The organism is Bordetella sp. 15P40C-2 (assembly GCF_009763235.1).
Lineage (GTDB): Bacteria > Pseudomonadota > Gammaproteobacteria > Burkholderiales > Burkholderiaceae_B > Bordetella_A.
In genome coordinates this window covers 209,914-234,540 of sequence record NZ_WSJA01000003.1, presented here as the reverse complement: position 1 = coordinate 234,540, position 24,627 = coordinate 209,914, and the positions used below count along the sequence as shown (strand labels likewise).

21 protein-coding genes are annotated in these 24,627 nt (G+C 61.4%); 8 read left to right on the top strand and 13 right to left on the bottom strand.

The annotated features are described in order from the left end of the window. The 3 genes from GOQ25_RS03225 to GOQ25_RS03215 form a co-directional block, all read left to right on the top strand. The coding region (locus GOQ25_RS03225) for a uroporphyrinogen decarboxylase family protein (RefSeq protein ID WP_304488816.1) at positions 1 to 115 on the top strand (115 nt) is incomplete at its 5' end. A gap of 337 nt (positions 116 to 452) precedes the next feature. Next, on the top strand, positions 453 to 2,531 hold the full coding sequence (locus GOQ25_RS03220) for a primosomal protein N' (RefSeq protein ID WP_160349001.1): 2,079 nt from the start codon (positions 453 to 455) through the stop codon (positions 2,529 to 2,531). Positions 2,532 to 2,544: 13 nt separating this feature from the next. Then, positions 2,545 to 4,602, top strand: a complete 2,058-nt coding sequence (locus GOQ25_RS03215) for a UvrD-helicase domain-containing protein (RefSeq protein WP_160349000.1) — start codon at positions 2,545 to 2,547, stop codon at positions 4,600 to 4,602. A 44-nt stretch (positions 4,603 to 4,646) separates the two neighbouring features. On the opposite strand, the gene GOQ25_RS03210 is transcribed toward GOQ25_RS03215, so the two are convergent. The 10 genes from GOQ25_RS03210 to GOQ25_RS03165 all read right to left on the bottom strand — a co-directional run bounded on the left by GOQ25_RS03210 (position 4,647) and on the right by GOQ25_RS03165 (position 15,642). Then, the gene (locus tag GOQ25_RS03210; protein ID WP_160348999.1) at positions 4,647 to 5,876 is read right to left on the bottom strand and encodes an MFS transporter; all 1,230 of its coding nucleotides are present in this window, start codon (positions 5,874 to 5,876) and stop codon (positions 4,647 to 4,649) included. A 9-nt stretch (positions 5,877 to 5,885) separates the two neighbouring features. Then, positions 5,886 to 6,791, bottom strand: a complete 906-nt coding sequence (locus tag GOQ25_RS03205) for an amidohydrolase (RefSeq protein WP_160348998.1) — start codon at positions 6,789 to 6,791, stop codon at positions 5,886 to 5,888. An 86-nt stretch (positions 6,792 to 6,877) separates the two neighbouring features. Next, positions 6,878 to 8,008: a M20 family metallopeptidase gene (locus GOQ25_RS03200; RefSeq protein WP_160348997.1), complete on the bottom strand. Its 1,131-nt coding sequence runs from the start codon at positions 8,006 to 8,008 to the stop codon at positions 6,878 to 6,880. 33 nt (positions 8,009 to 8,041) lie between these two features. Next, entirely contained in the window at positions 8,042 to 8,944 is a 903-nt protein-coding gene (locus GOQ25_RS03195; protein WP_160348996.1) for an alpha/beta hydrolase, read from the bottom strand. 6 nt (positions 8,945 to 8,950) lie between these two features. Then, positions 8,951 to 9,952: an ABC transporter ATP-binding protein gene (locus GOQ25_RS03190; protein WP_160348995.1), complete on the bottom strand. Its 1,002-nt coding sequence runs from the start codon at positions 9,950 to 9,952 to the stop codon at positions 8,951 to 8,953. Continuing rightward, the gene (locus tag GOQ25_RS03185) at positions 9,949 to 10,932 is read right to left on the bottom strand and encodes an ABC transporter ATP-binding protein (protein WP_160348994.1); all 984 of its coding nucleotides are present in this window, start codon (positions 10,930 to 10,932) and stop codon (positions 9,949 to 9,951) included. Before GOQ25_RS03185 ends, GOQ25_RS03190 begins: the two co-directional genes overlap by 4 nt. Then, entirely contained in the window at positions 10,932 to 11,849 is a 918-nt protein-coding gene (locus GOQ25_RS03180) for an ABC transporter permease (protein WP_160348993.1), read from the bottom strand. Before GOQ25_RS03180 ends, GOQ25_RS03185 begins: the two co-directional genes overlap by 1 nt. Before the next feature lie 4 nt (positions 11,850 to 11,853). Further along, the gene (locus GOQ25_RS03175; protein WP_160348992.1) at positions 11,854 to 12,831 is read right to left on the bottom strand and encodes an ABC transporter permease; all 978 of its coding nucleotides are present in this window, start codon (positions 12,829 to 12,831) and stop codon (positions 11,854 to 11,856) included. Between the two features lie 190 nt (positions 12,832 to 13,021). After that, on the bottom strand, positions 13,022 to 14,635 hold the full coding sequence (locus tag GOQ25_RS03170; protein WP_160348991.1) for an ABC transporter substrate-binding protein: 1,614 nt from the start codon (positions 14,633 to 14,635) through the stop codon (positions 13,022 to 13,024). A gap of 35 nt (positions 14,636 to 14,670) precedes the next feature. Then, positions 14,671 to 15,642, bottom strand: a complete 972-nt coding sequence (locus GOQ25_RS03165; protein ID WP_160348990.1) for a succinylglutamate desuccinylase/aspartoacylase family protein — start codon at positions 15,640 to 15,642, stop codon at positions 14,671 to 14,673. A gap of 285 nt (positions 15,643 to 15,927) precedes the next feature. Here GOQ25_RS03165 and GOQ25_RS03160 point away from each other — a divergent pair, with 285 nt between their 5' ends. Then, positions 15,928 to 16,836 (top strand): LysR family transcriptional regulator, encoded by a 909-nt coding sequence (locus GOQ25_RS03160; RefSeq protein WP_160348989.1) that lies wholly within the window; start codon positions 15,928 to 15,930, stop codon positions 16,834 to 16,836. A 53-nt stretch (positions 16,837 to 16,889) separates the two neighbouring features. Here the strand turns inward: GOQ25_RS03160 and GOQ25_RS03155 are convergent, their stop codons facing one another. The 3 genes from GOQ25_RS03155 to GOQ25_RS03145 all read right to left on the bottom strand — a co-directional run bounded on the left by GOQ25_RS03155 (position 16,890) and on the right by GOQ25_RS03145 (position 20,130). Beyond that, positions 16,890 to 18,515, bottom strand: a complete 1,626-nt coding sequence (locus GOQ25_RS03155) for an ABC transporter substrate-binding protein (protein WP_160348988.1) — start codon at positions 18,513 to 18,515, stop codon at positions 16,890 to 16,892. Between the two features lie 394 nt (positions 18,516 to 18,909). Further along, entirely contained in the window at positions 18,910 to 19,143 is a 234-nt protein-coding gene (locus GOQ25_RS03150; protein ID WP_160348987.1) for a hypothetical protein, read from the bottom strand. A gap of 96 nt (positions 19,144 to 19,239) precedes the next feature. After that, positions 19,240 to 20,130 carry an NAD(P)H-hydrate dehydratase gene (locus GOQ25_RS03145; protein WP_160348986.1) on the bottom strand — a complete coding sequence of 297 codons (891 nt, stop codon included), beginning with the start codon at positions 20,128 to 20,130 and terminating at the stop codon, positions 19,240 to 19,242. Between the two features lie 119 nt (positions 20,131 to 20,249). Here GOQ25_RS03145 and GOQ25_RS03140 point away from each other — a divergent pair, with 119 nt between their 5' ends. The 4 genes from GOQ25_RS03140 to GOQ25_RS03125 all read left to right on the top strand — a co-directional run bounded on the left by GOQ25_RS03140 (position 20,250) and on the right by GOQ25_RS03125 (position 24,502). Further along, positions 20,250 to 21,083 (top strand): enoyl-CoA hydratase/isomerase family protein, encoded by an 834-nt coding sequence (locus GOQ25_RS03140; RefSeq protein WP_160348985.1) that lies wholly within the window; start codon positions 20,250 to 20,252, stop codon positions 21,081 to 21,083. A gap of 196 nt (positions 21,084 to 21,279) precedes the next feature. Next, positions 21,280 to 21,903 (top strand): TetR/AcrR family transcriptional regulator, encoded by a 624-nt coding sequence (locus GOQ25_RS03135; protein WP_160348984.1) that lies wholly within the window; start codon positions 21,280 to 21,282, stop codon positions 21,901 to 21,903. A gap of 59 nt (positions 21,904 to 21,962) precedes the next feature. Further along, positions 21,963 to 23,111 (top strand): acyl-CoA dehydrogenase family protein, encoded by a 1,149-nt coding sequence (locus GOQ25_RS03130; protein ID WP_160348983.1) that lies wholly within the window; start codon positions 21,963 to 21,965, stop codon positions 23,109 to 23,111. 164 nt (positions 23,112 to 23,275) lie between these two features. Then, the gene (locus GOQ25_RS03125) at positions 23,276 to 24,502 is read left to right on the top strand and encodes a CaiB/BaiF CoA-transferase family protein (protein WP_160348982.1); all 1,227 of its coding nucleotides are present in this window, start codon (positions 23,276 to 23,278) and stop codon (positions 24,500 to 24,502) included. Positions 24,503 to 24,627 lie beyond the last annotated feature (125 nt).

The following is a 24,627-nucleotide window of genomic DNA, read 5'->3' as shown; positions in this document are numbered from 1 at the left end:
GGGCGGACACGTCTTCAATTTGGGCCACGGCATTTCGCAGTTCACGCCTCCGGAAGCGGTCTCCGTTTTGGTCGATGAAGTGCATCGCTACAGCCGCGCTTTCCACGTTGAGTAAGTGTCCGCTCTCGTGAAAGGCGGCCTGATGACGGGGGTCTGCACCGCAGTTGTGCACAGCAATGTCACAGCGAGCGGTGCATAGCACAAGTTATGAAAATTTCTGGATTTTCCTGGTAAGTGTTTGATTTTTAATCTATTTTTAGCTGTGATGCTGTATATCCATGCAGGAGTACACGCTAAAGTGGCAAACATGCAGCGGGTTATCTGAGCTTTTTCCCCAAAGTTATCCACAGGCCTTCGCCTCGGTCCCGGGCCAGGCCCTTCAAGTTTTGATAGACGCTTGATTTCAGTGGTTTTTTCATCCTCCTTCGCCATGCAAGCTTGCCTTCCTACCGATGAGTGACGCGCTGACAGAGTCCACCTCTGTAGGCGGGTGGGTGCGCGTGGCGCTGGATGTGCCGCTGCAAGGTCCTTTTGACTACCGTGCCACGGCGCTCATCCCGATCGGGACCCGGGTCATCGTGCCTTTCGGCCGTCGTAAGTTGGTCGGCGTCGTCGTGGATAACCCGGCCGAGCCGTCGATCGAGGTCTCGCACGTCAAGGAAGTCGAACAGATTCTGGAGGATCTGCCGCCCTTGCCCGAGGACTGGTTGCGATTAGCCCGCTTCGCGGCGGATTATTACCAGCGCCCATTGGGCGAGGTGATGCTGCCTGCCATGCCGCCGCCGCTGCGCAAGCTTTCGGCGTACCAGGGGAAACGCTCTGGACTGGGTCCGGTCGCCCGTCTGGACGCGCGCAAGAAAAAGCCTGTCGCTGCGCCAGTCGCACCCGACAAGGCCCCCGAACTCAATGCCGACCAACAGGCGGCCGTAGACACGGTCGTGGCGCTTACGGCATTCAAACCGGTTCTGCTGCATGGCGTCACAGGCAGCGGCAAGACCGAGGTGTACCTGCATATCGCCGAGCGTGTGCTCGCGGCCGGACGGCAGGTGCTGCTATTGGTGCCGGAAATCAATCTGACGCCGCAGCTGGAGGGCGCCGTCCGTGCGCGCCTGGAGTCGGTGTTAGGGCCAGAGGGGCTGGCTGTCATGCACAGCGGCCTGGCCGATGGCGAGCGCGTGCACGCCTGGGCGCGTGCGCAACGCGGTCAGGCGCGCATGCTGTTGGGCACGCGCATGGCGATTTTCGCGCCGCTCTCTGAGTTGGGGCTGATCGTGGTCGATGAGGAACACGATGCCTCCTACAAACAACAGGACGGCCTGCGCTATTCCGCCCGGGATCTGGCCGTATGGCGCGCACGCGATCAAAATATCCCGGTCGTGCTTGGCTCGGCCACGCCGTCGCTGGAGACCTGGCATCACGCCAGTCGTGGACATTATCTGCGCCTGACGCTGCCGGGCCGCGCCCGCGCGAGCAGCATGCCGACCATCAAGCTGGTCGATACGCGGCGTTTGCAGCTAAAGCAAGGCCTGTCGCCCCAACTGATCAGCGCCATCACGGAACGCTTAGAGCGCGGCGAACAATCGCTGGTGTTTTTAAATCGGCGCGGGTATGCGCCCGTGCTGCATTGCGCGTCGTGCGCGTGGGTCAGTCACTGCCCGCGATGTTCCGCATTCACCGTATTGCATCGCGCGATGGGACGCGGCAATCGGCTGCATTGCCATCATTGCGGCTATCAGGCTCAGGTGCCGCGCGCGTGCCCCGAGTGCGGCGATCAGGATCTGGAACCGATGGGGCGCGGGACGCAGCGGGTCGAAGAGCATTTGGCGGAGCTGTTCCCCCAGGCGCGTATCTCGCGTATCGACGCCGACAGCACGCGCCGCAAGGGCAGCGCGCAAACCTTGTTCGCGGCCGTTCATGCGGGCGAGGTAGATATCCTGGTCGGCACGCAGATGGTGGCCAAAGGCCATGACTTCGCGCGATTGGGTCTGGTGGGCGTTCTGAATGCCGACTCCATGTTGTTCGCGCATGACTTTCGTGCGCCCGAGCGACTGTTCGCACAGCTCATGCAAGTCGCTGGCCGCGCGGGACGGCATACGCTGGGCGGAGAGGTACTGATCCAAACCAACTATCCCGAGCAGCCCGTCTATCAGGCGCTGCTGCGTCACGACTACGCCGGGTTTGCGCGACACGCGCTCGAAGAGCGCGAAGCCACGGGCCTGCCGCCCTATGCGTATCAGGCGCTATTGACCGCCGAGGCACGCGAGTTGGCGCAGGCATTGGCATTCTTGCAAGAGGCGCGCCAGCTCGGTGCGGACGGCGGCTTCGCGGGCGCGGCCTCAATCACCCTGTACGACCCCGTGCCGCTGCGCGTGGTACGTGTGGCGAACATCGAACGCGCGCAGTTACTGCTGGAGAGTACGAGCCGCCCGGCGTTGCAGGCGTTCCTGACGGAATGGTCCGCGCATCTGCCTGCCGTCGCGTCACAATCGCGCGTGCGCTGGCAGTTGGAAGTTGACCCCTTGGAAATCTGAGTCTTGATTGTTTATGTCTGATAGCACACCCATCGGCCACGGCCTGAATCCTGCCCAACGGGAGGCGGTGCTCTATCTCGATGGACCCTGCCTCGTTCTGGCTGGAGCCGGCAGCGGCAAGACACGCGTGATCACGCAAAAGATCGCTTATTTGCTGCGGGAATGCGGCTATATGGGTCGCAATGTCGTGGCCCTGACCTTCACGAACAAAGCCGCGCGCGAAATGGATGAGCGCTTGCATTCGCTGGTCGATCGCAAGCTGGCCAAGGGGCTGACCATCAGCACGTTCCATGCGCTCGGGGTCAAAATGCTGCGCGAAGAGGCCAAGCACGCCGGGCTTAAACCGCAGTTCTCCATCCTCGATGCGGACGATGCGATGGCCATCATCCAGGAACTCCTGGCCACCACCGATCGCGGCCGCTTGCGTGCGGTGCAGTCCACCATATCGCTGTGGAAAAACGCGATGCTAAGCCCGGACGACGCCGCCCGCATGGCCGCGACGCCCGCGGAAGCGGAGGCCGCGAGGATTTATCGCAACTACGCGGCAACCTTGGCGGCTTATCAGGCGGTTGATTTCGATGACCTGATTCGTATTCCGGCACAGTTGCTCGAGACCAATGAAGAGGTGCGTACGCGATGGCAGAACCGTGTGCGGTATCTGTTGGTGGACGAATATCAGGACACCAACGCCTGCCAGTATCGGCTAGTGCAATTACTCAGCGGCGATCGCGCGATGTTTACCGCCGTGGGCGATGATGATCAGGCGATTTATGCCTGGCGCGGCGCCACGATGGAAAATCTGGCCAAGCTCACCACCGATTATCCGCAGCTCAAACTCATCAAGCTCGAACAAAACTATCGCTCCGTACAGCGCATCCTGGCCGCGGCCAACGCGGTGATCGAACGCAACCCCAAGCTCTTCGAGAAAAAGCTCTGGTCCGATCTGGGCACGGGCGAACCCATCATCGTCTCGCCGATGGAAAACGATGAGCACGAGGCGCAATCGGTGGCGATGAAAATCTCGGCGGCGCGGTTCGAGCGCCAGGCACACTGGAAAGATTTCGCTATTCTCTATCGCGGCAATCACCAGTCGCGCATTCTCGAACAGGCGCTGCGCAATCTGAAGATCCCCTACACCATCGCGGGCGGGCAAAGCTTTTTCGATAAGGCCGAGGTCCGCGATATCTTGGCGTATCTGCGTTTGGTCGCCAACGATGACGACGATCCGGCATTCATCCGCGCGGCCACGACGCCCAAGCGCGGTATCGGGCAAGCGACCTTGCAAGTGCTGGGCCAGTACGCGGCGCAGCGCGAGGTCTCGCTTCTGGCAGCGGCGTCGGAGTCCGGCCTGGAAAGCCTGCTACAAGCCCGACAGCTCGAATCGCTGCGGACCTTCGCCGAGTACATCCGCCGACTGCAATGGCGCGCGGGCCGCGGGCGTACCGATGGTCAGGGCTCGCCCGAGCCCGCAGGCGCGATCCTCGACGATATGTTGACTGCGATCCAGTACGAACGCTATCTGTACGACACACTGGAAGAAAAACCCGCGCAAACGCGTTGGGAAAACGTGCTCGAACTCGTCGGCTGGCTCAAGCGCAAGGCCGACGAAGACGGCATGTCATTGTTTGACCTCGTCCAACATGTCGCCTTGATCACCATGCTCGAGCGTGGTGAGGAAGAAGAACCCGACGCGGTCAAGATGTCCACGTTGCATGCTTCGAAAGGGTTGGAGTATCCCCACGTCTATCTGGTCGGCGTGGAAGAAGGCTTGTTGCCGCACTGGGGCAAGGACGATGAAGAAGGCGACCCCGCGCGCGCGGCGGAAAACCTGGCCACGCGCATTCAGGAAGAGCGGCGTTTGATGTACGTAGGCATCACCCGCGCGCAACGCAGTCTGAACATCAGCTGGTGCAAAAAGCGGCGGCGCGCGCGCGAAGACCTCGTGCGCGAGCCGTCGCGCTTTATCGAGGAAATGGGGCTGGGTGAAGTGCGCGTGGAGGAAGACGAAGCCACGCGCGCGATGAGTCCCAAGGAACGCCTCGGGATGTTGAAAGCCTTGCTGAAGAAGTAAAGCACGCGATGCCGGGCAAAGGCCCGGCATCGCGCAATCACGGCTTAATCGAGCACGCGGCCCTTGGTTTCAGGCAACAGGAATACCGTCAAAATCACGATGGCATAGGCGCCGGTGGCAAACGCACCGATTGCCCACGCCAAGCCATGGCTTTGACTCAGGAAGCCCACCAGACTCGGGAAAAGCGCGCCGATGCCGCGCCCGAAGTTATAGGCAAAGCCCTGACCCGATGCGCGTACGTTCGATGGGAACAGCTCGGTCAGATACGCGCCGATGCTGCTGAAAATCCCCGACGCGGCAAAGCCCAGCGGGAACCCCAAGAACAGCATCTGCGTATCCGTCAGCGGCACCAGGGTATAGACATAGACGCTGATCGCGCACAACACCGAAAAGATCAACAGATTCGCGCGCCGGCCGAGTTTATCGGCCAGATACGCGCCCACGATATAGCCGCAGAACGAACCCAGGATGATGACCATCAGATAACCGCCCGTGTTCAAGACGGACAGATTACGCTCGGTCTTCAAGAACGTCGGCAACCACGTCGTGATGGCGTAATAGCCGCCTTGCACGCCCGTGCAAAGCACCGAGGTGACGATCGTGGTTTTCAGCAGCGCGGGCGAAAAGATCGTCCAAAACGAAGGACGATCGCCCGAGGCTTGCACTTTGGCCTGGCTGCGTTGGAACACTTCGGGTTCTGGCACGTGCTTACGGATATACAGCACCAGGAATGCAGGCAGCACGCCAATCCAGAAGAGCGAACGCCATGCCCATTCCGGCGGCAACACCGAAAACGCCACGGTGTACAGAATCGCCGCTACGCCCCAGCCCACGGCCCAGCCGCTTTGCACGGTGCCTACGGCCTTGCCGCGATGCTGGGCGCGCACGATTTCGCCCATCAGCACCGAGCCCACTGCCCATTCGCCGCCAAAGCCCAGGCCTTGCAGAGCACGCAGCACGAATAGTTGTTCGAAGTTCTGCGCAAAACCGATAGCCACCGTGCACACCGAAAACCACAGAATCGTGATCTGCAGCACGCGCACGCGGCCATAACGGTCGGCCAAAACGCCCGCGAGCCAGCCACCCACTGCCGAGAACAACAGGGTCACTGTCCCCAGCATGCCAGCCTGACCTTTTTCGATGCCCCATAGCTGGATCAGCGTAGAGATCACAAAGGTGAATACCATGAAGTCCAACGCATCGATGGCCCAGCCGCCGAATGCGCCGATAAAGGTGCGCCGTTCAGTTTGATTTAACTCTCTATACCACTGCATGGTATTTCCTTAAAAGGTCGGAAAGCCGTATAAGGTTTGAGGATTGGTCACCAGGATGCGGTGACGCATATCCTCATCGGGCGCCCACTCGGCCAGCTGGTTGCGCAGCTTGCCCGTGTTGACCATGGGGTTGATGTGCACATGCAGCCAATCGCTGCCCCATACCATGCGATCGGGGGCGGCAGCGATCAAGGCTTGCGCCCACGGGATGACATCACTGTAGTGATCAAACTGATCGCTGATGCGATACGCGCCAGACAACTTCACCCACCAGCCGTGATCCTGCACCATGTGGGCCATGGCCTGAAAGCCTGGGCTTTGCAGACCCTCGGACACCGGCATATGACCCATATGATCGATCACGCCGGGAACAGGCAGCTTGCGCATGCGCGGTAGCAACTCCGGCAGTTGCCGCGCGTCCATCAGGAATTGCATATGCCAGCCCAGATCCTTGATACGGTGGGCGAGCGTTTCCATGGCATCAAAGCCGATGCCGCCGCCAAACAGCACGTTGATCCGCAGTCCGCGCACCCCGGCTTCGTGCATGGCTTCGAGTTCTTTGTCGGTCACCGAGGGATCGACGACGCCGATGCCTCGCAGTCGATCGGGATGCCGGCGTAGCACTTCCAGCATGTAGCGGTTATCGGTGCCATACACGCTGATCTGCACCAGTACGCCGCGCGACATGCCGTTGGTATCGAGCATCGCGAGATAAGACGATTCGGTGGCGGGGTGGGGCGTATAGGTGCGCGATGACACCATGGGATAGGCGATCGGATCATCGGCCACGACGTGGGCGTGCGTATCGCATGCGCCAGGCGGTACCTCGAACTTTGCAGGCTCCTGTTCAGACAGCGGTAAAGGCGGCAGGCAGAACGGCACTTCTTTTTCGGGATGGGCGGAAGGTGAAAACATGTAACGTGTCTCCAAAGGTAAGACGGCCCTGCCAGCGTGATCGCTGGCAGGGCCGTCGTGCTACCGCATGTGCCGGACCTGAGGAATCAAGCCAACTGACGCAGCAGCAGTTCCCAGAATTTTACGCGAGTCTCGAGCGTGGAGATCAAGATGTACTCGTTGAGCGTATGCGCGCCATTGCCATCGGCGCCCAGACCATCGAGCGTGGGCACGCCCATCGCCGACGTAAAGTTCGCATCGCTGCCGCCACCGGTCATCGGGGCCTCGGCCAGATCAAAACCGGCTTCGCGTGCAAAGCTTTGTGCGCGTTCCAGCAGGGCGACTGCCGCATCGGTACGCACCATCGGCGGACGATTCAATTCGACGTCGATATCCAGCTCCACATCGGGGCCCACCGCGCACAGGTTGCGCATGCGGCGCAGCACGTCCTCGGCCGCGCCCATATCGGGCACGCGGAAATCCACCACGCAGCGGCATTGCGCCGGGACCGTGTTGGTCACCGTGCCGCCGGCGATCGTGCCCACGCTCACCGTCACGCCACGGTCATAGTCGGTCATCGCCTCCAGCGCCAACACTTGATGCGCCATCTCGCGAATCGCGCTGCGGCCCTTTTCATGCTGCATGCCCGCGTGAGCCGGACGGCCCTTGACGTTCAGACGCAGCATGCCGGTACCTTTACGCGCCGTCACGCAGCTGCCGCCATCCGGACGCGCCGGTTCGCAAACCAAGCCATATTTGGCATTGGCAGCGTAGCGCTCGATCGACGCGCGCGAGGCGTGGCTGCCCGTCTCTTCGTCGGGCACCAGCAGGAAATCGATCGGCAATTGCGACGAACCGGGCTGGGCGAGCGTCGCCATGGCGCTCAAGGCCAGATAAATGCCGGCCTTCATGTCGTAGGTCCCCGGACCGTAAAGACGATCGCCCTCGATACGGCAGGGATTGTCCTGCAACGTGCCGATAGGATGCACCGTATCCAAGTGACCCAGCACCAGCACACCAGGCCGCGTGTCGTCGGCGGCACGGTTGGTGATATAGAGCAGCGGGCCCGTGGCGTCGCCCAACGACGTCACCTCCGTGCGCAGGCCAGCCGCGCGCGCATGCGCTTCGACCAGCGCGGCCATTTGCTTGATGCCCTCGGGCGAATTCGACGGCGACTCGCACAGCACCCAGGATTGGATGCCGGCGACCAGGGCTTCAGTTGACGGTAGCGCGGACATAGCGGTTTCCAGATTAGCGGTAATTAAACAAACTCAAGCAACGTGCTGACCGGCAAGCGCGGCCAATTCGGCCTCGCTGGGCAGCTTGCCTTCGAACCAAAGGCTCGCGCACGCCGCCGACATCACGCGCCCGTCATGGCCGATACCGGGCACGACTTCCAGCGTCCAGTTAAACGGCACGCCACGGCGCTCGGCTTCGCGACGACCGGCTTCGAAGTAGTTCTTCGCGCGGGCGAAACGATGCGGGCCTTGACGCAGCGCGGCGGGTTCGGACGGCAAGTTGGGGTCCGTGGTGGAGATATCCTGATCGCCTGCCAGGATCGTCATCGGAAACGCCAGCAGACGCACCAGATGCTCTTCGTTCAGACCCACACCGTCCAGGCCTTCCGGATACGGATGATCGAAGGTCGGTAGCGTGTACCAGCCCGGATTGCCGGCCGCGACCTTGCAGAACGGCTCGTGCGACTGACTGCTCATCAAGCGGTGTACGAACTGACCGCCGGCCGAATGGCCGAACAGGTGCGCCTTTTCGACCTCGGTGATGCCGGCGCGGCGCAGATCGGCAAACACTTTGCCAATCAGTGCATAGGTCCAGCCGTCCACGTGGCGCGGGTTGCCGCCGGGGCTGAAGACGCGGCCATTGTTATAGCTTTCCACGCCAGGCCAGATCTCATTCGAGAACGTAGGCGCCACGATCAGTACGTTGTGCTTGTCGGCCGCGGGAATCCAGAAATCGCGATAGTCGTCACCGTTACGCAGCACCCCGTGCTGCACAATCACGACCGGGCGATCCGGCGTATAGCCATAGGGGCGATACGTATTGAGCGTGAAAGGACGATCCGCATTGCGATCATCATCGACGTACGTGAAAGCATTGCGGCCCGCATGGCCAAGCTCAAGCGCGATGCGGTCTACGTTGGAGATTTCTTCTTTCATGGCGGATCAGTTGTTCAGGTGACAGGCCGACCAATGGTCGGGCGCGATTTCCCGCAGCTCGGGAACTTCTTCGCGGCAACGCGGCATGGCGTGCGGGCACCGCGGGTGGAACGTACATCCCGAGGGCGGATTCAAGGGCGAGGGAATTTCACCCTTGATCGGAGTGAACTTGCGCCCGCGCCGATCGACCTTCGGCACCTCGGCCAACAATGCCTGGGTATACGGATGATTGGCGCGCGTAAAGATCTCCGCGGCTGGCGCACGCTCGACGATCTTGCCTAAATACATGATGGCCACGCGGTCGGAGATATGTTTGACCACGCCCAGATCATGGCTGATGAACATGTACGTAAAGCCATGCTGCTCGCGCAGATCCATGAACAGGTTGATTACCTGCGCCTGAATCGACACGTCCAGCGCCGCCACGGGTTCATCGCAAACGAGGAACTTGGGCGAGACCATCAATGCGCGGGCGATCCCGATACGTTGACGTTGCCCGCCAGAGATCTGGTGCGGAAAGCGGTCGCGATACTCGCGGTCCAGGCCGACTTCCGAGAGCGCGCGATCGATACGGGCTTCGATTTCCGAACTCGGTGCCAGCTTGTGTACCTTCAGCGATTCGCCCAGGATCTGACGCAGGCGCTGACGCGGATTCAAGGACGCTTGCGGGTCCTGGAAAATCATCTGCACGCCCAGCGTATAGGCCAACAGCTCAGCGCCGCGCAAGTCTGCTGTCGATTTGCCCTGATAGAACATCTCGCCTTCGGACTGTCGATGCAGGCCCGCCACGACGCGGCCCAGTGTCGATTTGCCGCAGCCGGACTCGCCCACCAGACCCAACACTTCTCCACGCTGGATGGTCAGGTCCACGCCATTGACGGCATGGACGGTGCGACGATCAATGGGCCGGCCGCCCAGCGCCAGTATGCGCTGAGCGAGATCGGGATGTTGCTCGAAACGCTTGTGAACGTTGCGTAGCTCGATAACGGGGGTGTCTTGCTGGGTCATGCGGATGCGGTCTCGAGGGCGATGGGCACATAGCAGCGATAGCTACGCGAGCCTTCTTGAAGGGCAGCGGGGGCCTGTTCGGCGCAGCGCGGAATGGCGTTGGTGCAACGCGGGCGGAAGGCACAGCCGGCCGGGCGCCCCGTCAGGCTGGGCGCCATGCCGTTGATCTGGTGCAAGCGTTCACCTGGTTCCGAATTCGCGGGCATGGAATCGAGCAGCCCCTTGGTATAGGGGTGGCGCGGCGCGTCGAGTACTTCGTTTACCGGGCCGGCTTCCACGATGCGACCGGCATACATCACGGCCACATGATCGGCGAGCTCTGCCACCACGCCCAGATCGTGCGTGATCCAGATCAGCGCCGTATTGTGCTGACGGCAGATCTCCTGCATGCGATACAGAATCTGGCCTTGGATGGTTACATCCAACGCCGTGGTCGGTTCGTCGCAAATAATCAGGTCAGGGCGGTTCAACATGGCGATGGCAATCGCCACGCGCTGACGCATACCGCCGGAAAACTCATGCGGATAGCTGTCCAGACGCTTTTCCGGCGAGGGGATGCCGACCATCGCCAATGCTTCGCGGCAGCGCTCACGGGCCTGTGCCATCGGCACTTTCTCATGCGTCAGAATCGCTTCGATCATCTGTTCGCCGATGCGCAGCACCGGGTTCAGCGTCATGAGCGGATCCTGAAAGATCATGGCGATACGGTCGCCGCGCAGACGGCGCATGCCTTCTTCGTCGAGCTTACGCAGATCCTGTCCTTTGAACAGGATCTCGCCTTCGACGACTTCTCCCGGCGGGTCGATCAGACCCAGCAAGGAAAAGCCCGTCACGGATTTGCCCGAGCCCGATTCACCCACCAGGCCCAGAATTTCGCCACGGCGCACGGTCAGGTCCACGCCGTCGACCGCCGGCCATGCGCCGGCTTCGGTATGAAATGCGGTACGCAGGCCGCGTACCTCTAAGAGAATGTCGTTCATTAGCGTCGCGGATCCAGGGCTTCGCGCAGGCGGTCGCCCACGATGTTGATAGACAGGATCAAAAGCAGCAGTGCGATCCCCGGGAACATGCTGATCCAGTAATCGCCAGACAGCAGATACTGGAAGCCGTTGGCGATTAACAGACCCAGCGAAGGTTCGGTAATGGGCACGCCGACTCCGAGGAACGACAGGGTCGCTTCCAGCGAGATGGCGGTGGCGATCTGAATGGTCGCGAACACCATAACGGGCCCGATACAGTTAGGCAGCAGGTGGAACACCATGATGCGCCAGGAGGGGAATCCCAGGTTGGCGGCCGCCTCGACGTATTCCTTGCGGCGTTCTTGCAGCGCGCGGCCACGCATGATGCGGGCGTAATGCGCCCATTGCACCACCACCAGCGCCAGAATCACCTTATCCACGCCGCGTCCCATCATCGACAGCAGCACCAACGCCACCAGAATGGTCGGAAAGCCCAGGATGAAGTCGACGATACGCATGATCAGCGTATCGACAAAGCCGCCTACGTAAGCCGCGATCAATCCTGCCATGCTACCGATCGCGGTCGACAGCGCCACGGCGGACAGACCCACCAACAGGCTGATACGCAGACCATACAGAATCGCGCTCAACATGTCGCGGCCCTGGTCGTCCGTACCCAGCCAGTACATCATGCCGTCCATCGATTCCGAGTGCGGCGGCAGGCGACCATCCAACAGGTTCAGGTTGGCCAGATCATAGGGGTTCTGCGGCGCGAAAAACGGCGCCACCAGGACCAGCACCATCAAAATAGCCAGTGCAATGACCGAGCCTTTGACGGTGGGACGGCCCCGGAGTTTTTTGAGAATGCTGGCGCGACGCGGCGTGTTATCCAACGGCTGGATGGTGCGCGTGCGGCCGTTTTGAGTCGAATGAGCCATAGCGTTAGTGCGAAGGATTGACTAATTGCACACGCGGATCCAGCGCGGCATACATAATATCGACGATGAAGTTGACGATCACGAAGATCAGCGTCACCAGCATCACATAGGCCACCACCACCGGGCGGTCGAGTTGATACACACTGTCGATGAGCAGCTTGCCCATGCCCGGCCACGCGAACACCGTCTCGGTGATGGTGGAATAGGCGATCAGGCTGCCGAATTCCATCCCGACCACGGTCACGACCGGGATCAAGATATTGCGCAGGATGTGGCGGCGCACGATGCGTCCGGGCTTCACGCCCTTGGCGCGCGCGAACTTCACATATTCCTGGTTTTGCGCTTCCGACACGCCGGTGGCCGTCAGACGCAAGACCAGGGCGATATTCGCGAGAGCCAAGTTCAGCGCCGGCATGATCAGATGCGACCAACCATCGGCGGTCAGAATCGACAGGCGCACGCCGAATACGCTGACGGTATCGCCTCGGCCGGATGCCGGCAGCCAACCCAGCCACACCGCGAACAGCAGGATCAGCATCATGCCTTGCCAGAAGTTCGGCAGCGAAAAGCCCAGCACCGACGATCCCATGATGCCACGGCCCAGCGCGCGATCACGATACAGACCGGCCACCAGACCCAGCGGGATGCCGAAAATAACCGTCAGGCCAATGGCCACGACCACCAGCTCGAACGTGGCCGGCATGCGCTGCAAGATCAGTTCGATCGCCGGGATTCCATGCACGAAGGAATTGCCCAGATCGCCATGCAGCGCATTCCACAAGAAGGTGAAATACTGTTCCCAGATCGGCTGATCCAGGCCCAAACGCGCGATCGTGGCGGCGCGCGCTTCCGCCGAGGCTTCGGGGCTGACCAGCAGTTCGATGGGGTCCCCCACGGCATACACCGCGAAAAACACCACGACCGACACGGCCAGCAGGACAAACAGGCTTTGAATCAACCTGCGTAGGGTAAACAGAACCACGTTATGTGTTCCTCAGACTGAATAAAACTTCCACGAGGCGCATCTTGGCGGGTGGTCAACCGACGCCAGGATGCCTCGGTACGGTGGACGGCGCGGCGCGCTGCTGCGGCGCCGGGTAACTCCGCCCATGCGATGGTGCAGGCCGCAAGGGCGCGGCACCATCGGTGAGGCCCGCACTATACCAACTTGCTCATTTAGCGGATTTCACGGACGTGGCCAGAGTGTACTGGTCAGCGCGCCCTTCGTACGTCAATCCTTTGCGGAACGCCCAGATGCTGCTTTCAAAATGCAGCGGGATGCTGGGCAAGTCTTCGAGCGTCATCCTCAGGGCCTGCTGCAGCAGCGCGGCCCGTTTTACATCGTCAACGGTGGTGACCGCTTCACGGAAGACCTTGTCCAGCTCGGGGTTCGAATAGCGCCCATAGTTGCTGGTGCCCATGCCGAGTTCCGGCGCGAACGAGGTCACCCAATACTGCAGGAACGACGACGCCTCACCCGTTTCCGACGACCAGCCGCCCATGGGGACGCTGAATTCCAGCTTGGCGCGCTTGGGGAAATACACCGAGCGCGTCATGGCATCCACCTTCGCCTTGATGCCTACGCGCGACAGATACTGCGCCACGGCTTGGGTGATTTGCCCATCGTTGATGTAGCGATCATTGGTCGAGGACAGCGTCAGCTCGAAGCCATTCGGATAACCCGCTTCTGCCAGGAGCTTCTTGGCACCTTCGGGATCATAGGTCAGCTTAGGCGGATTCGGCAGCGTGCCGAACATGCCGTCGGGCAGGAACTGATTCGCCGGCATGGCCATGCCGTCCATGATGCGATCCACAATGGTCTGGCGATCAATCGCCATGCTGATCGCACGTCGCACGCGCACGTCTTGCAGCGGGTTCTTGCCATCTTCGGCCTTCACCAGCGGGCTGTTCTCGCGACCCACATCGAATTGGAAGTAGATCACGCGCACCGAGGGCGTGACCACATAGCCGTATCCTGGGGTGTTCTTGATGCGCTGCACATCGCGCGCGGCGGGGCTTTCGACCACGTCGAAATCGCCCGCCAGCAGGCCCGTCAGGCGCGGGCCGGCGTTGGGTACTGGCACGAACTTCACCTGCGTCCACTCGGGCCTTTCACCCCAGTACAAATCATTGCGTTCCAGCTCGATGCCGGTGCCTTTCACATACGACTTCAGCTTAAAGGGTCCCGTGCCGATGGTGACCTTGCCATGGTTGAAATCCACCACCTTGGGCCATGCGCCCGTCACGCCGCACTGCTTTTCCAGATCGAAGCTGATCGGCCCGTGCTCTGCGATGCCGCTCCACAGAATTCCCATGCGGGTCAGATCGTTGGGCAGCAGCGGATAGGGCTTATGCGTCTTGATGATGATCGTCTTGTCATCGGGCGTTTGCACATCGGCGAACTTCTTGACCACCGATGCATACGATCCGGCGATCGACTCCGGATTGTTCATCGCGCGACAGAACGTGAAGACCACATCCTGCGGCGTCAACGGCTCGCCGTTGGAGAACTTCACGCCGTCTTGCAGCTTGAATTCCCAGGTATTGTCGTCCAGCGTCTTCCACGACGAGGCCAGGCCCGGAATCAGGCTCATCTTGGCATCTTGCGCGACCAGGGTCTCGAAGATGTGCGCCGTCATCGCATTATTGGGCGTCGCCTGATGGTAATGCGGGTCCATAGCGGTCGGTTCGGAGGCCAATGCAATGGTTAACGGTTGCGCGTGAGCGCCCGCGGCGGCGCCGAGCAGCGTGGCCAAAGCGGCATAACGTAGGCGAGAGACGATCATAGTGAAGGCTCTGAGACGGTGAGATTGAAGGGAGGTCAACCAATCGGTTGGGCAAGCCGCATCACGGTCACGCCGGGACGGACATTCGCCAGGGACGGCATGATTAATACGCAGTTGTCATACGGGGTATAAAACGGTTCTTCGTCATTCCACCCCAGCAGCGTGCCGGCTTGCGGCAGTTTCTCCAGGCCACGCCAGGGCTGCGCGAAGCGCACATTGGCGCTTTTGGCGGCGATGGCCTCGGTGACGCGCAGGGCTTCCTGAGCCGGGGCATCGGGCGCGAACCAAGCTGCCGGTATGTCCTCGCGATCCACGGTGTCGGCCGCGATCAGGAAACGGGCCATCTGATCCAGCGCCACATCGCGCGCTTCGGGCGCTCCATGAAAGCCGCACTCGATCAAGAGCGAGCGCGTGCCGTTTTCGCCAGCCTCGCCAAAACGTCCATAGTCGCGCATACGTACTCCGGCGGCATGGCCGGCGTCGGCGATGATGTTGGCGGGCGTGCCCAGCTGCAAGGCGAATTCGATATTACGCGGCTGCACCCCTGTCAGCTGCAACGGCACATCCGAATTGCTCATCGAATGAAAATCCAGCAGCCAATCAGCTTGTTTAAGCCAGGGCAGCAACTCGGCGGCCCGACGGCGCTCTTGCGAGCTGGGGTCCGAGAGTTTGTCGTCGCTCCAGACGCGGTTCATGTCCTCGTCGACAAAGCGCGACGCGATATACGATTTAGGATCGAACCGGTCGAACGCGGCCAGATTACAGAAGGCCAAGGTCAGCGAGCCTCGGCGGGGACGCAGCCCGCTCGCCAGAAACGTCTTCAATGCCCACGCGCCGCACAACTCATTGCCGTGGATCAACGCCGTGAGCATCACGCGTTTGCCCGGCGCACCCGAATCGAAGTGCCAGACGCCTACGGTATCAGTATTGCCCGCTCGCTCGGCCGACAGATCGGGACAGGCAAGTTCAAACGGGCGTAGCACGGCAGGGGATTCAGTCGCTGACATAGAGGCTCGGTGGATGAAAAAACGAAGGTCGCCCAGCAAATGGCGGCGGTTTCACCGGACTTGATGCACAGTCCCGTGACGTTCACAGGCTGTTTCAACAGGAATTCGTCTGGCCACGCTTCGCGGCACGGCACGAATTGCACTGTGAAAAGCGGATTCTAGGAGGCACATACCTTTCTTAACAATTAGAATATTTGGGACGGGCTTTGCTTTCTTGGCAAAGCTCCTTTGATGGTGCCTGGCCAGAGCCGGCATCCTACGCACGATAAAAAGGGGGCCAGATCCGTGCAAGGCATAGCTCTGAAATACTTTATGGAGGTGGCCCAGGCCGGCAGTCTGAGCGGCGCATCCAAACGTCTGCACGTAGCGGTGTCGGCCATCAGTCGCCAGATCTCCGCCTTGGAACACGAGGTCGGTGCTGCGCTGTTCGAGCGTGCGCCGCGCGGCATGGTGCTTAGCGAAGCCGGGCATTTGCTGCTGGCGCACGCGCGCCGTACCCAGCTGGAATCCGATGAGGTGCTGCGGCAGATTTCTGCGTTGCAGGGCAAACCGCAGGACGAAATCCGCGTCGGCGCCTCGGAAGGCGCAGCCCAGGGTTTCTTGCCGGTCGTGATGGTGGATTTCCGAGCGCGCTTTCCGGGGACGCGCTTTTCGCTGCATGTCGTGACCCCGCCGGAGGCAGCGCGCGCAATCGCTCGCGGCGATATCGACGTCAGCGTGTCCTTTAACGTCGATCCGGTGCAGGGCGTGAAAGTCCTGCATTCCTGGCGTGCGCCTGTCTACGCGGTGATGCGCGCCGATCATCCGCTGGCTGCGCGCAGTTCGCTCGACGTGAAGGACGTGCTTCCGTATCCGCTGGCGCTGACTGACGACAACAGCACCGCTCGCCGATTGCTAAATCGCACCTGTGCGCTGGAAGGATTTGAACTGAACGCCGCGTTGGTGGCGGACTACTCACCGGCCCTGCACGGTTTTGTGCGGCATTCCGACGCCATCATGTTCGCCGGCTATATCTCGGTCGCCTGGCGCCTGGAGGAAGAAGGCATGGTCGCGATTCCCATCGCCAGTCCTGAGCTGCAGTCCCGCAATCTACAGATCCAGACCATGGAGGGCCGCCTGTTGCCTGAGAGCGTCATACGCTTTATCGATTACCTGAAAGCGGGCATCGACAAAATGGAGGCGGGGGCAACGTAGCCTGGGCTTTGCATGCCCTACGTTGCCCCCGCCTGACACGGAACTAGTCCGGTTTACTTCGCGTCCGTGGGTTTCACGGAGGTCGCCAGCGTGTACTGGTCGCGACGGCCTTCGTACTGCAGACCCTTGCGGTATGCCCAGATGCTGCTTTCAAAATGCAGCGGAATCAGCGGCATATTGTCCAGCGCGATCTGCGTGGCCTTTTCCAGCAACGGCTTACGCTTTTCCGGATCCACCGTCACGATGGCCTCTTCGTAGACCTTGTCGAACTCGGGGCTGGAGAAACCGCCGTAGTTGCTGGTGCCCAGGCTGCGCGCGGAATCCAGCGAAGCCACCCACAGTTGGAACAGTGCCGAGGCCTCGCCCGTTTCCGAGGGCCAGCCACCCATCGAGAAGCTGAACTCACGCTTGGCGCGCTTGGGGAAATAAATCGAGCCGGTCATCGCATCGACGTTGGTCTTGATGCCAATGCGCGACAGGTACTGCGCGACCGCTTGTGCCACCTGCCCATCGTTCACGTAACGGTTGTTGGTCGACGAAATCGTCAGTTCGAAGCCGTTGGGATAGCCGGCTTCGGCCAGCAGCTTCTTCGCGCCTTCCGGGTCATATTTCAGTTCGGGCGCATTCGGCAGAGCGCCGAACATGCCTTCGGGCATGAACTGATTTGCCGGCGTGGCCAGACCGTCCATGATGCGCTGGTTGATGGTCTTGCGATCGATCGCCATGCTGATCGCTTTACGCACACGCACGTCTTGCAGCGGGTTCTTGCCGTCGGAGCTCTTGACGAACGGGCTGGGGTTACGACCTACGTCCGGTTGGAAGAAAATCAGGCGGGTCGAGGGCGTGGCCACGTATTCGAACTTGTCGTTGTCTTTCAGGCGTGGCAGGTCACGTGCGGCCGGGTTTTCGATCACATCGAAGTCACCCGAGAGCAGGCCGGTCAGACGCGGGCCGGCGTTGGGCACCGGCACGAACTTCACCGTCTTCCATGCCGGCTTTTCGCCCCAGTAGTTTTCGTTGCGCTCGAGCTCGATACCCGTGCCCTTGACGTACGACTTCAGCGTGAAAGGCCCAGTGCCGATGGCGTCCTTGCCGTTGTTGAAATCCACCACGGTCGGCCATGCGCCGGTGACGCCGCAGCCTTCTTTAGGCGCGAACTTCAGCGGGCCGTGCTCGACGATGCCATTCCAGATAATGGGCAGCTGGCGGGCCAGTTCGGCCGGCATCAGCGGCAGGGGCTCGGAGGTTTTCAAGATGACCGTGTGATCGTCGGGCGTTTGCACGTCGCTCAACAGCTTGGTCAGCGTCATGTACGACTGCGACACGTTGGTTTCGTTATTCAACGTACGGCAGATCGAGAACAGCACGTCTTGCGAGGTGAAGGGCTCTCCGTTCGAGAACTTCACGCCTTCGCGCAGCTTCAGTTCCCAGGTGTTGTCGTCGAGGTTCTTCCACGACGTCGCCAGCCCCGGAATGAGTTCCATGTTGGCGTTGCGATTGATCAGCGAATCATAGACGTGCGCTGCGAACGCATCGTTCTGGGTTTGCTTGTGATAGTGCGGGTCGGCGGAGGTGGGCTCGGACGACAACGCGATCGTCAGAGATTGGGCCAGTACGGCCGGCGCGGCCGCGAGGCCCGCGCTGGCCAGCATCAGGGCCAGGGAATTACGGATTTTCATTGAGAGAGCTCCAATCGGCACATGGCTGACACGCGTTCGACGGGGCGCCGAGCGCAATGTTACCCATTGCAAGGGGCCGATTATCGGGACCGCTTTCACGCGTTGTCAATTCGCATCACTCTCTAGTGGCCGTTCCCCGGCCGGGAAAAAGGCGAAAAAAAGCGCCGCGACCCGATTGGGTGCGGCGCTTTGGGAAGCCTGCCATCGCGACACTCGCGCCAGCCTATCTCGGGCCCGGAGACGACAAAACAAGAGCTTAGTTCAGCGGACTGCATCGCCACATCTCGTGGCACGCGTGCGAAAACTCCTGCGTGGTCGCCGGCGGGGCCGGGGGTCAGCGGGCAGGCCGGATCGCCAGGCGCTTTTCAGCGCGAGGCGATCGCTACCCGGCTGATTACCACTGCGAGCCGGTGTAGTGGGCGCTGGCAGCGCGGGCGCGGTTCATTGCGTCGTGCACTTCGTCGATGTAGTCAACGACGGCCATCACGGCGCCGGCAACCGCGGTGCCGGCTTGCTTCAGCATCGCAAGCAGGTTGGTGTTCTTTTCGGTTTGCATCGCTTCGCGCAACAAGTCGCGTTCGAGTGCATCGGTCAGGCGGGCATTAGCGTTCAAGGTCATTCCAGTCATGGTGTTTCTCCAGTCCGTTTCGTCATGGGGTAAACCATTATAGGGATAACCCTAAGTGCAGTGCAACATAAACCTGTGGATAAGTTGTAACCCCTTTTAACCGTGGTGGTTTCGCAACTCGCGTATCGCATCCGCGAGTTCCCCCGCTGTCAGCCCGATCGGGCCTGTACCAGCGGCGACCAGCTTGTCGGCGGCGGCGCCGTGCAGCCAGACCGCGCCTGGGACGGCTTGCTCGAGCGGCACGTCTTGGGCGAGCAGACTGCCCAATAAACCCGCCAATACGTCGCCGGTGCCGGCCGTGGCCAGCCCTGGGTTGCCGCTATGGTTGATCCAGCACCGACCGGCCGGCTCACAAACGAGGCTGCCCGCGCCCTTTAGCACGACCCAGGCACCGAAACGGTTCGCCAGGGCCCGGGCGGCGTGCTGGCGATTAGCTTGGATCTCGCGCGGGGTACAGCCCAGCAAGCGTGCCGCTTCGGCGGGGTGGGGCGTCAATATCAACGGGCCGGATTCCCAGCCGTGAAGTTGCCCACTCGCGAGCTGGTTTAGGCCATCCGCATCTAGGACTAGCGGGCTGTTTCCGCGGACGCTGAGCAGCGTCTGCAAGGTCTGCTTTGCCTGGGCCGTCGTTCCCAAGCCGCAGCCCGCGACCCAGACATCGATGGGCACCGAGCCGTCAAACAACGCCGTGGCCGCCCGCAACATCAGCTCGGGTTGCATCGCATCATAGGGAACGGGGCATTCGGCACTCGCGAAGCCGACCAGGACTTTGCCTGCGCCGCTTTTCAATGCCGCACGCCCGGCCAGCAGAACCGCCCCCACCATGCCCGGGCCGCCGCCTACGATGGCAACTGTGCCAAAGGTGCCCTTATGCGAATCGGTGGGGCGTTTCGCGAACAGCGCGGGCAGTTCTTGCGGCCGGATGGCTGTCGGATGGATATCGGCCGTGGCTGCTAATGGGGGCTCGGTCGGGGAAGCGTCAAACATGTGGTCAATCCTGTGGCGGCGAAGGGCTCGCGCGGACGAACCCCATAAAGGCAACAATCACGCAACTATCCACTATATAGTGCCAGCAAGTCAGCTACTCTCTCGCGGAGCCATCTTTCATGACCGACACCTCGCTGGATCATTACGCCCGTTATCAGGCCCTGAAGTTGCGCCGCCATCCCGAAGGCGTTCTTGAAATCATCATGGGGCCGCGAGGCGGCGTGCCGGGTAAGCTGTCCACGGCAGACGCGAATCTACACCGTGAACTCGCCGATATCTGGCGCGATGTGGACACGGATCCGCATACCCGCGTGGTTGTGCTTCGCGGCGAAGGTAAAGGCTTTTCCGGTGGCGGTGATCTGGATCTGGTCGAGCAAATGGCGGATGACTTCGACGTGCGTGCACGCGTCTGGCGCGAAGCCCGCGATCTCGTCTACAACGTGATCAACTGCAATAAGCCGATCGTCTCTGCCATGCATGGCGCGGCCGTGGGCGCGGGTCTGGTCGCGGGGTTGCTGGCCGATATTTCGATCGCGTCGCGCGATGCCAGGATCATCGACGGTCATACCCGCCTGGGCGTCGCGGCGGGGGATCACGCCGCGATTATCTGGCCTTTATTGTGTGGCATGGCCAAGGCCAAGTATTACCTGCTCTTGTGCGAAACCGTCACGGGCGAGGAAGCCGAGCGCATCGGGTTGGTGTCGTTGTGCGTGGACGAAGCAGACCTTATCCCGCGTGCCTTCGAAGTGGCCGGCAAGCTCGCCCGGGGTTCGCAAACGGCAATACGCTGGACCAAATATGCGTTGAACAATTGGCTGCGCTTGGCTGGCCCCAGCTTCGACGCATCCTTGGCATTGGAATTCCTAGGTTTCTCCGGTCCGGATGTGCGAGAAGGCATCCAGTCGTTGCGGGAACGGCGCGCGCCGCAGTTTCCGCCGGGGTCACCTTTCTAACCGCACCGCGCTGGTTGGGGGCGCCGTACCGGCACCTCTTCCGGCTCGGAAAGTCCCCGTAGCAAACTCCCTCTGCGCCGCGGACGTAACGCGCTTGCATTCACGCGGTTGCGCTGCCTATAATTATTAACCGGTCGTCCGGTATTTAATTTTGCTGTCGCCTCTACGTTGCGCGAAGCCCTCACAGAATCTTTTCATGTCCGCTGATATCTCCCCTGCCAAGCGTCCGCGTGCGGGTCGCCCGCCCACGATGGCAGCGCCGCGCGAGCGCATTCTGGATGCGGCGGCGTTTCTGTTTGCCCGTTGCGGTTATGAAAACAGCTCGATCGCGGACCTGTCGGCTGCGCTGGGCGTTTCCAAGGCAGCCATCTATCACTACTTCCCGACTAAGCAGGCCATCTACGACGCCATTATTGTGGACGTGCTGGCCGGTTTGACGCAGACCGTTTCCGAGGCGGTGTCCCAGGCCTCATCGGCGCCGCAACGCCTGCGTGCTTTCATGCTCGCGCATGCACGGTATTTTGAAAGTCACCATGCGCACTTCGTCACCATGCTGATCGGATATTCCGGCATGGGCGTGGGCGATCGCAAGGATGCCGCGCGGCTGCGTGACGAATACGAACAGCTTTTGCGCGCCATCATCGCCGAGGGCATCGCGCAGGGCGAATTCCGCCCGGTCGATGTGGTGGCCACCGGTCGCGCCGTGCTGTCCATGCTGAATTGGATGGCGCGTTGGTACCGCCCTGACGGTCCGCAAAGCGCCGAGGCGATTGCAGCGACCTATTTCGATTTACTCATTGGGGGCATGAGCGTCAAATAGGTCTCACGCCCCGCTCAAACGCCCGTTTCTTAAACTCTTTGCCGCTAGACAGGTGCCCCATGGCTCTCGATACCGAAACCCTCACTTTGCTGCTTGATGCGGTCCGCCGCTTTGTCACCGAACGGCTGGTGCCCGCCGAGGACGCACTCGCACATACCGGTGAAATCCCCGAAGACATCGTCGCCGAAATGCGTGACCTGGGCTTGTTCGGTCTGTCCATCTCGCCCGACTATGGCGGCCTGGGCCTGACGATGGAAGAAGAGGTGCGCGTGGTGTTCGAGCTGGGTCAGACCTCGCCAGCTTTCCGCTCGCTGGCCGGCACCAACATCGGCATCGGCTCGCAATCCATCGTGCTGGCCGGCACCGACGAACAACGCAGCCGCTATCTGCCCAAGCTGGCCAGCGGCGAGCTGATCGGTTCGTTCGCGCTGACCGAACCCGACGCCGGGTCCGACGCGATGGCGCTGCGCACCACCGCGGTTCGCGATGGCGACCACTACATCATCAACGGCACCAAGCGCTATATCACCAATGCCCCCATCGCCGGATTGTTCTCCGTGATGGCTCGCACGGCGCCGGAACGCAAGGCCTCTTCGATTTCGTGCTTCCTGGTCGAAGCCGGCACGCCGGGCGTGACGCTGGGCAAGCCCGATAAGAAGATGGGCCAGGCCGGTGCGTTGACCTGCGACGTGATTTTCGAAAACTGCCGTGTGCCGGCATCCGCGCTTCTGGGCGGCGAGGAAGGCAATGGTTTCCGCACCGCGATGCGCGTGCTCGACAAGGGCCGCCTGCACATCTCGGCGCTGTGCGTGGGCATCGCCGAACGTCTGATTCGTGATGCCGTTCAATACGCCACGCAACGCAAACAGTTCGGCCAGCCCATTTCCGAATTCCAGCTCATCCAAGCCATGATCGCCGACAGCCAGGCCGAGTTGTACGCGGCGCGCTGCATGGTGCTGGACGCCGCGCGCAAACGCGATCGCGGTGAAAACACCACGCTCGAAGCCGCCTGCTGCAAGCTGTACGTCACCGAAATGGTGGGCCGTGTGGCCGACCGTGCTGTTCAAATTCACGGCGGCGCCGGCTATATCTCTGAATACGCGGTTGAACGCTTCTACCGCGACGTGCGTCTGTTCCGCATCTTCGAGGGCACCTCGCAGATCCAGCAGCTCGTGATCGCGCGCGAAACGATCAAGGCGTACTCCTGACCGCCGTCATGCCGGTGAGTGCGCCTGACCGGCATGTATCGAGGCGTCATGTGCGAAACGCGCACAATCACGTGCGCAAATCAAACGACGCCTCGCTTGCGGCTAGGGCTAATATCCCAAAGTTCTCCTGATCTTTTGCTCACGCACACTGTCTCACTTTGACCATGTCACAACGACCCGCTCCCTTGACCGGCATACGCGTTCTGGACCTGACGCGCGTCCTGGCCGGCCCCTGGTGCACCCAGAATCTCGCAGATCTCGGTGCTGAAGTCATCAAAATCGAACGTCCCGGCACGGGCGATGACACCCGCGCCTGGGGGCCTCCGTATCTCAAGGATGAGAACGGGGCCGACACGACCGAGGCGGCCTACTACCTCAGCGCCAACCGCAACAAGTATTCGGTCGCGCTCGACATCGCCACGCCGCGCGGCGCGGAAGTCGTGCGTCAGCTGGCGCGCCAAAGCGATATCTTCGTTGAGAACTTCAAGGTAGGCGGACTGCGCAAGTACGGTCTGGACTACGAAAGCCTCAAAGCGGAAAACCCTGGCTTGATCTATTGCTCGATCACGGGCTTTGGTCAGACGGGCCCGTATGCCAGCCGTCCGGGCTACGACTTCATGATTCAGGCCATGGGCGGCTTGATGAGCATCACCGGCGAGCGCGACGATCTGCCCGGCGGCGGTCCGCAAAAAGCGGGTGTCGCGGTGGCGGACCTGATGACCGGCATGTATTCCACTGTTGGAATTCTGGCCGCCTTGCATGAACGCAGCCGCAGTGGTCTGGGACAGCATATCGACATGGCGCTGCTGGATTGCCAGGTCGCGATGCTGGCCAACCAGAACCTGAACTACATGACCTCGGGCGTGGCACCACGCCGCGCGGGTAATGCGCACCAGAACCTCGTGCCGTATCAGGTATTCGCCTCGTCGGATGGCCACTTGATCGTCGCGGTCGGTAATGACAGCCAGTTCCGCAACTATTGCCGTGTCATCGGCATGCCCGAGCTCGCGCAAGACCCGCGGTTCTCGACGAACCCTGCGCGCGTCAAGAACCGCAATGAGCTGGTGCCGATTCTGGCCGCCCGCATGGCCGAAGGCGCGCGCGATCACTGGCTGGCCGAACTGGAGGCGGCGGGCGTACCCGCGGGCCCCATCAATACGCTCGATCAGGTCTACCAGGACCCGCATGTCCTGGCCCGCCAAATGCGCCGTGAATTACCGCACCCCACAGCGGGCAAGGCGCCTATTGCCGCCAGTCCGTTGAAGTTTTCGGATAGCCCCGTGCAGTACCGCCGTCCGGCACCCTTGCTCGGTGAACATACGCGCGAGGTGCTATCGCAGCGTCTCGGTCTGACGGACGCTGAGATCGAGGCCTTATCGGCCGGCAAATAATCCGCGAGCGACGTTACCGCGTGGGTGGCGAAGCGCTGAGGTAGCGTAGGGCAGCAATAACGGCCCTCAATCGCTATCGAGTGTTTCGCCATCTCGTGGGTCCGCTCAACGAACAGACAAAGCAA

What these genes read in the sequence shown, in the direction of transcription:
- GOQ25_RS03220 (WP_160349001.1), top strand. Translation starts at nt 453, where the DNA reads ATGAGTGACGCGCTGACAGAGTCCACCTCTGTAGGCGGGTGGGTGCGC.
- GOQ25_RS03215 (WP_160349000.1), top strand. Translation starts at nt 2,545, where the DNA reads ATGTCTGATAGCACACCCATCGGCCACGGCCTGAATCCTGCCCAACGG.
- GOQ25_RS03210 (WP_160348999.1), bottom strand. Translation starts at nt 5,876, where the DNA reads ATGCAGTGGTATAGAGAGTTAAATCAAACTGAACGGCGCACCTTTATC.
- GOQ25_RS03205 (WP_160348998.1), bottom strand. Translation starts at nt 6,791, where the DNA reads ATGTTTTCACCTTCCGCCCATCCCGAAAAAGAAGTGCCGTTCTGCCTG.
- GOQ25_RS03200 (WP_160348997.1), bottom strand. Translation starts at nt 8,008, where the DNA reads ATGTCCGCGCTACCGTCAACTGAAGCCCTGGTCGCCGGCATCCAATCC.
- GOQ25_RS03195 (WP_160348996.1), bottom strand. Translation starts at nt 8,944, where the DNA reads ATGAAAGAAGAAATCTCCAACGTAGACCGCATCGCGCTTGAGCTTGGC.
- GOQ25_RS03190 (WP_160348995.1), bottom strand. Translation starts at nt 9,952, where the DNA reads ATGACCCAGCAAGACACCCCCGTTATCGAGCTACGCAACGTTCACAAG.
- GOQ25_RS03185 (WP_160348994.1), bottom strand. Translation starts at nt 10,932, where the DNA reads ATGAACGACATTCTCTTAGAGGTACGCGGCCTGCGTACCGCATTTCAT.
- GOQ25_RS03180 (WP_160348993.1), bottom strand. Translation starts at nt 11,849, where the DNA reads ATGGCTCATTCGACTCAAAACGGCCGCACGCGCACCATCCAGCCGTTG.
- GOQ25_RS03170 (WP_160348991.1), bottom strand. Translation starts at nt 14,635, where the DNA reads ATGATCGTCTCTCGCCTACGTTATGCCGCTTTGGCCACGCTGCTCGGC.
- GOQ25_RS03165 (WP_160348990.1), bottom strand. Translation starts at nt 15,642, where the DNA reads ATGTCAGCGACTGAATCCCCTGCCGTGCTACGCCCGTTTGAACTTGCC.
- GOQ25_RS03155 (WP_160348988.1), bottom strand. Translation starts at nt 18,515, where the DNA reads ATGAAAATCCGTAATTCCCTGGCCCTGATGCTGGCCAGCGCGGGCCTC.
- GOQ25_RS03150 (WP_160348987.1), bottom strand. Translation starts at nt 19,143, where the DNA reads ATGACTGGAATGACCTTGAACGCTAATGCCCGCCTGACCGATGCACTC.
- GOQ25_RS03145 (WP_160348986.1), bottom strand. Translation starts at nt 20,130, where the DNA reads ATGTTTGACGCTTCCCCGACCGAGCCCCCATTAGCAGCCACGGCCGAT.
- GOQ25_RS03140 (WP_160348985.1), top strand. Translation starts at nt 20,250, where the DNA reads ATGACCGACACCTCGCTGGATCATTACGCCCGTTATCAGGCCCTGAAG.
- GOQ25_RS03135 (WP_160348984.1), top strand. Translation starts at nt 21,280, where the DNA reads ATGTCCGCTGATATCTCCCCTGCCAAGCGTCCGCGTGCGGGTCGCCCG.
- GOQ25_RS03130 (WP_160348983.1), top strand. Translation starts at nt 21,963, where the DNA reads ATGGCTCTCGATACCGAAACCCTCACTTTGCTGCTTGATGCGGTCCGC.
- GOQ25_RS03125 (WP_160348982.1), top strand. Translation starts at nt 23,276, where the DNA reads ATGTCACAACGACCCGCTCCCTTGACCGGCATACGCGTTCTGGACCTG.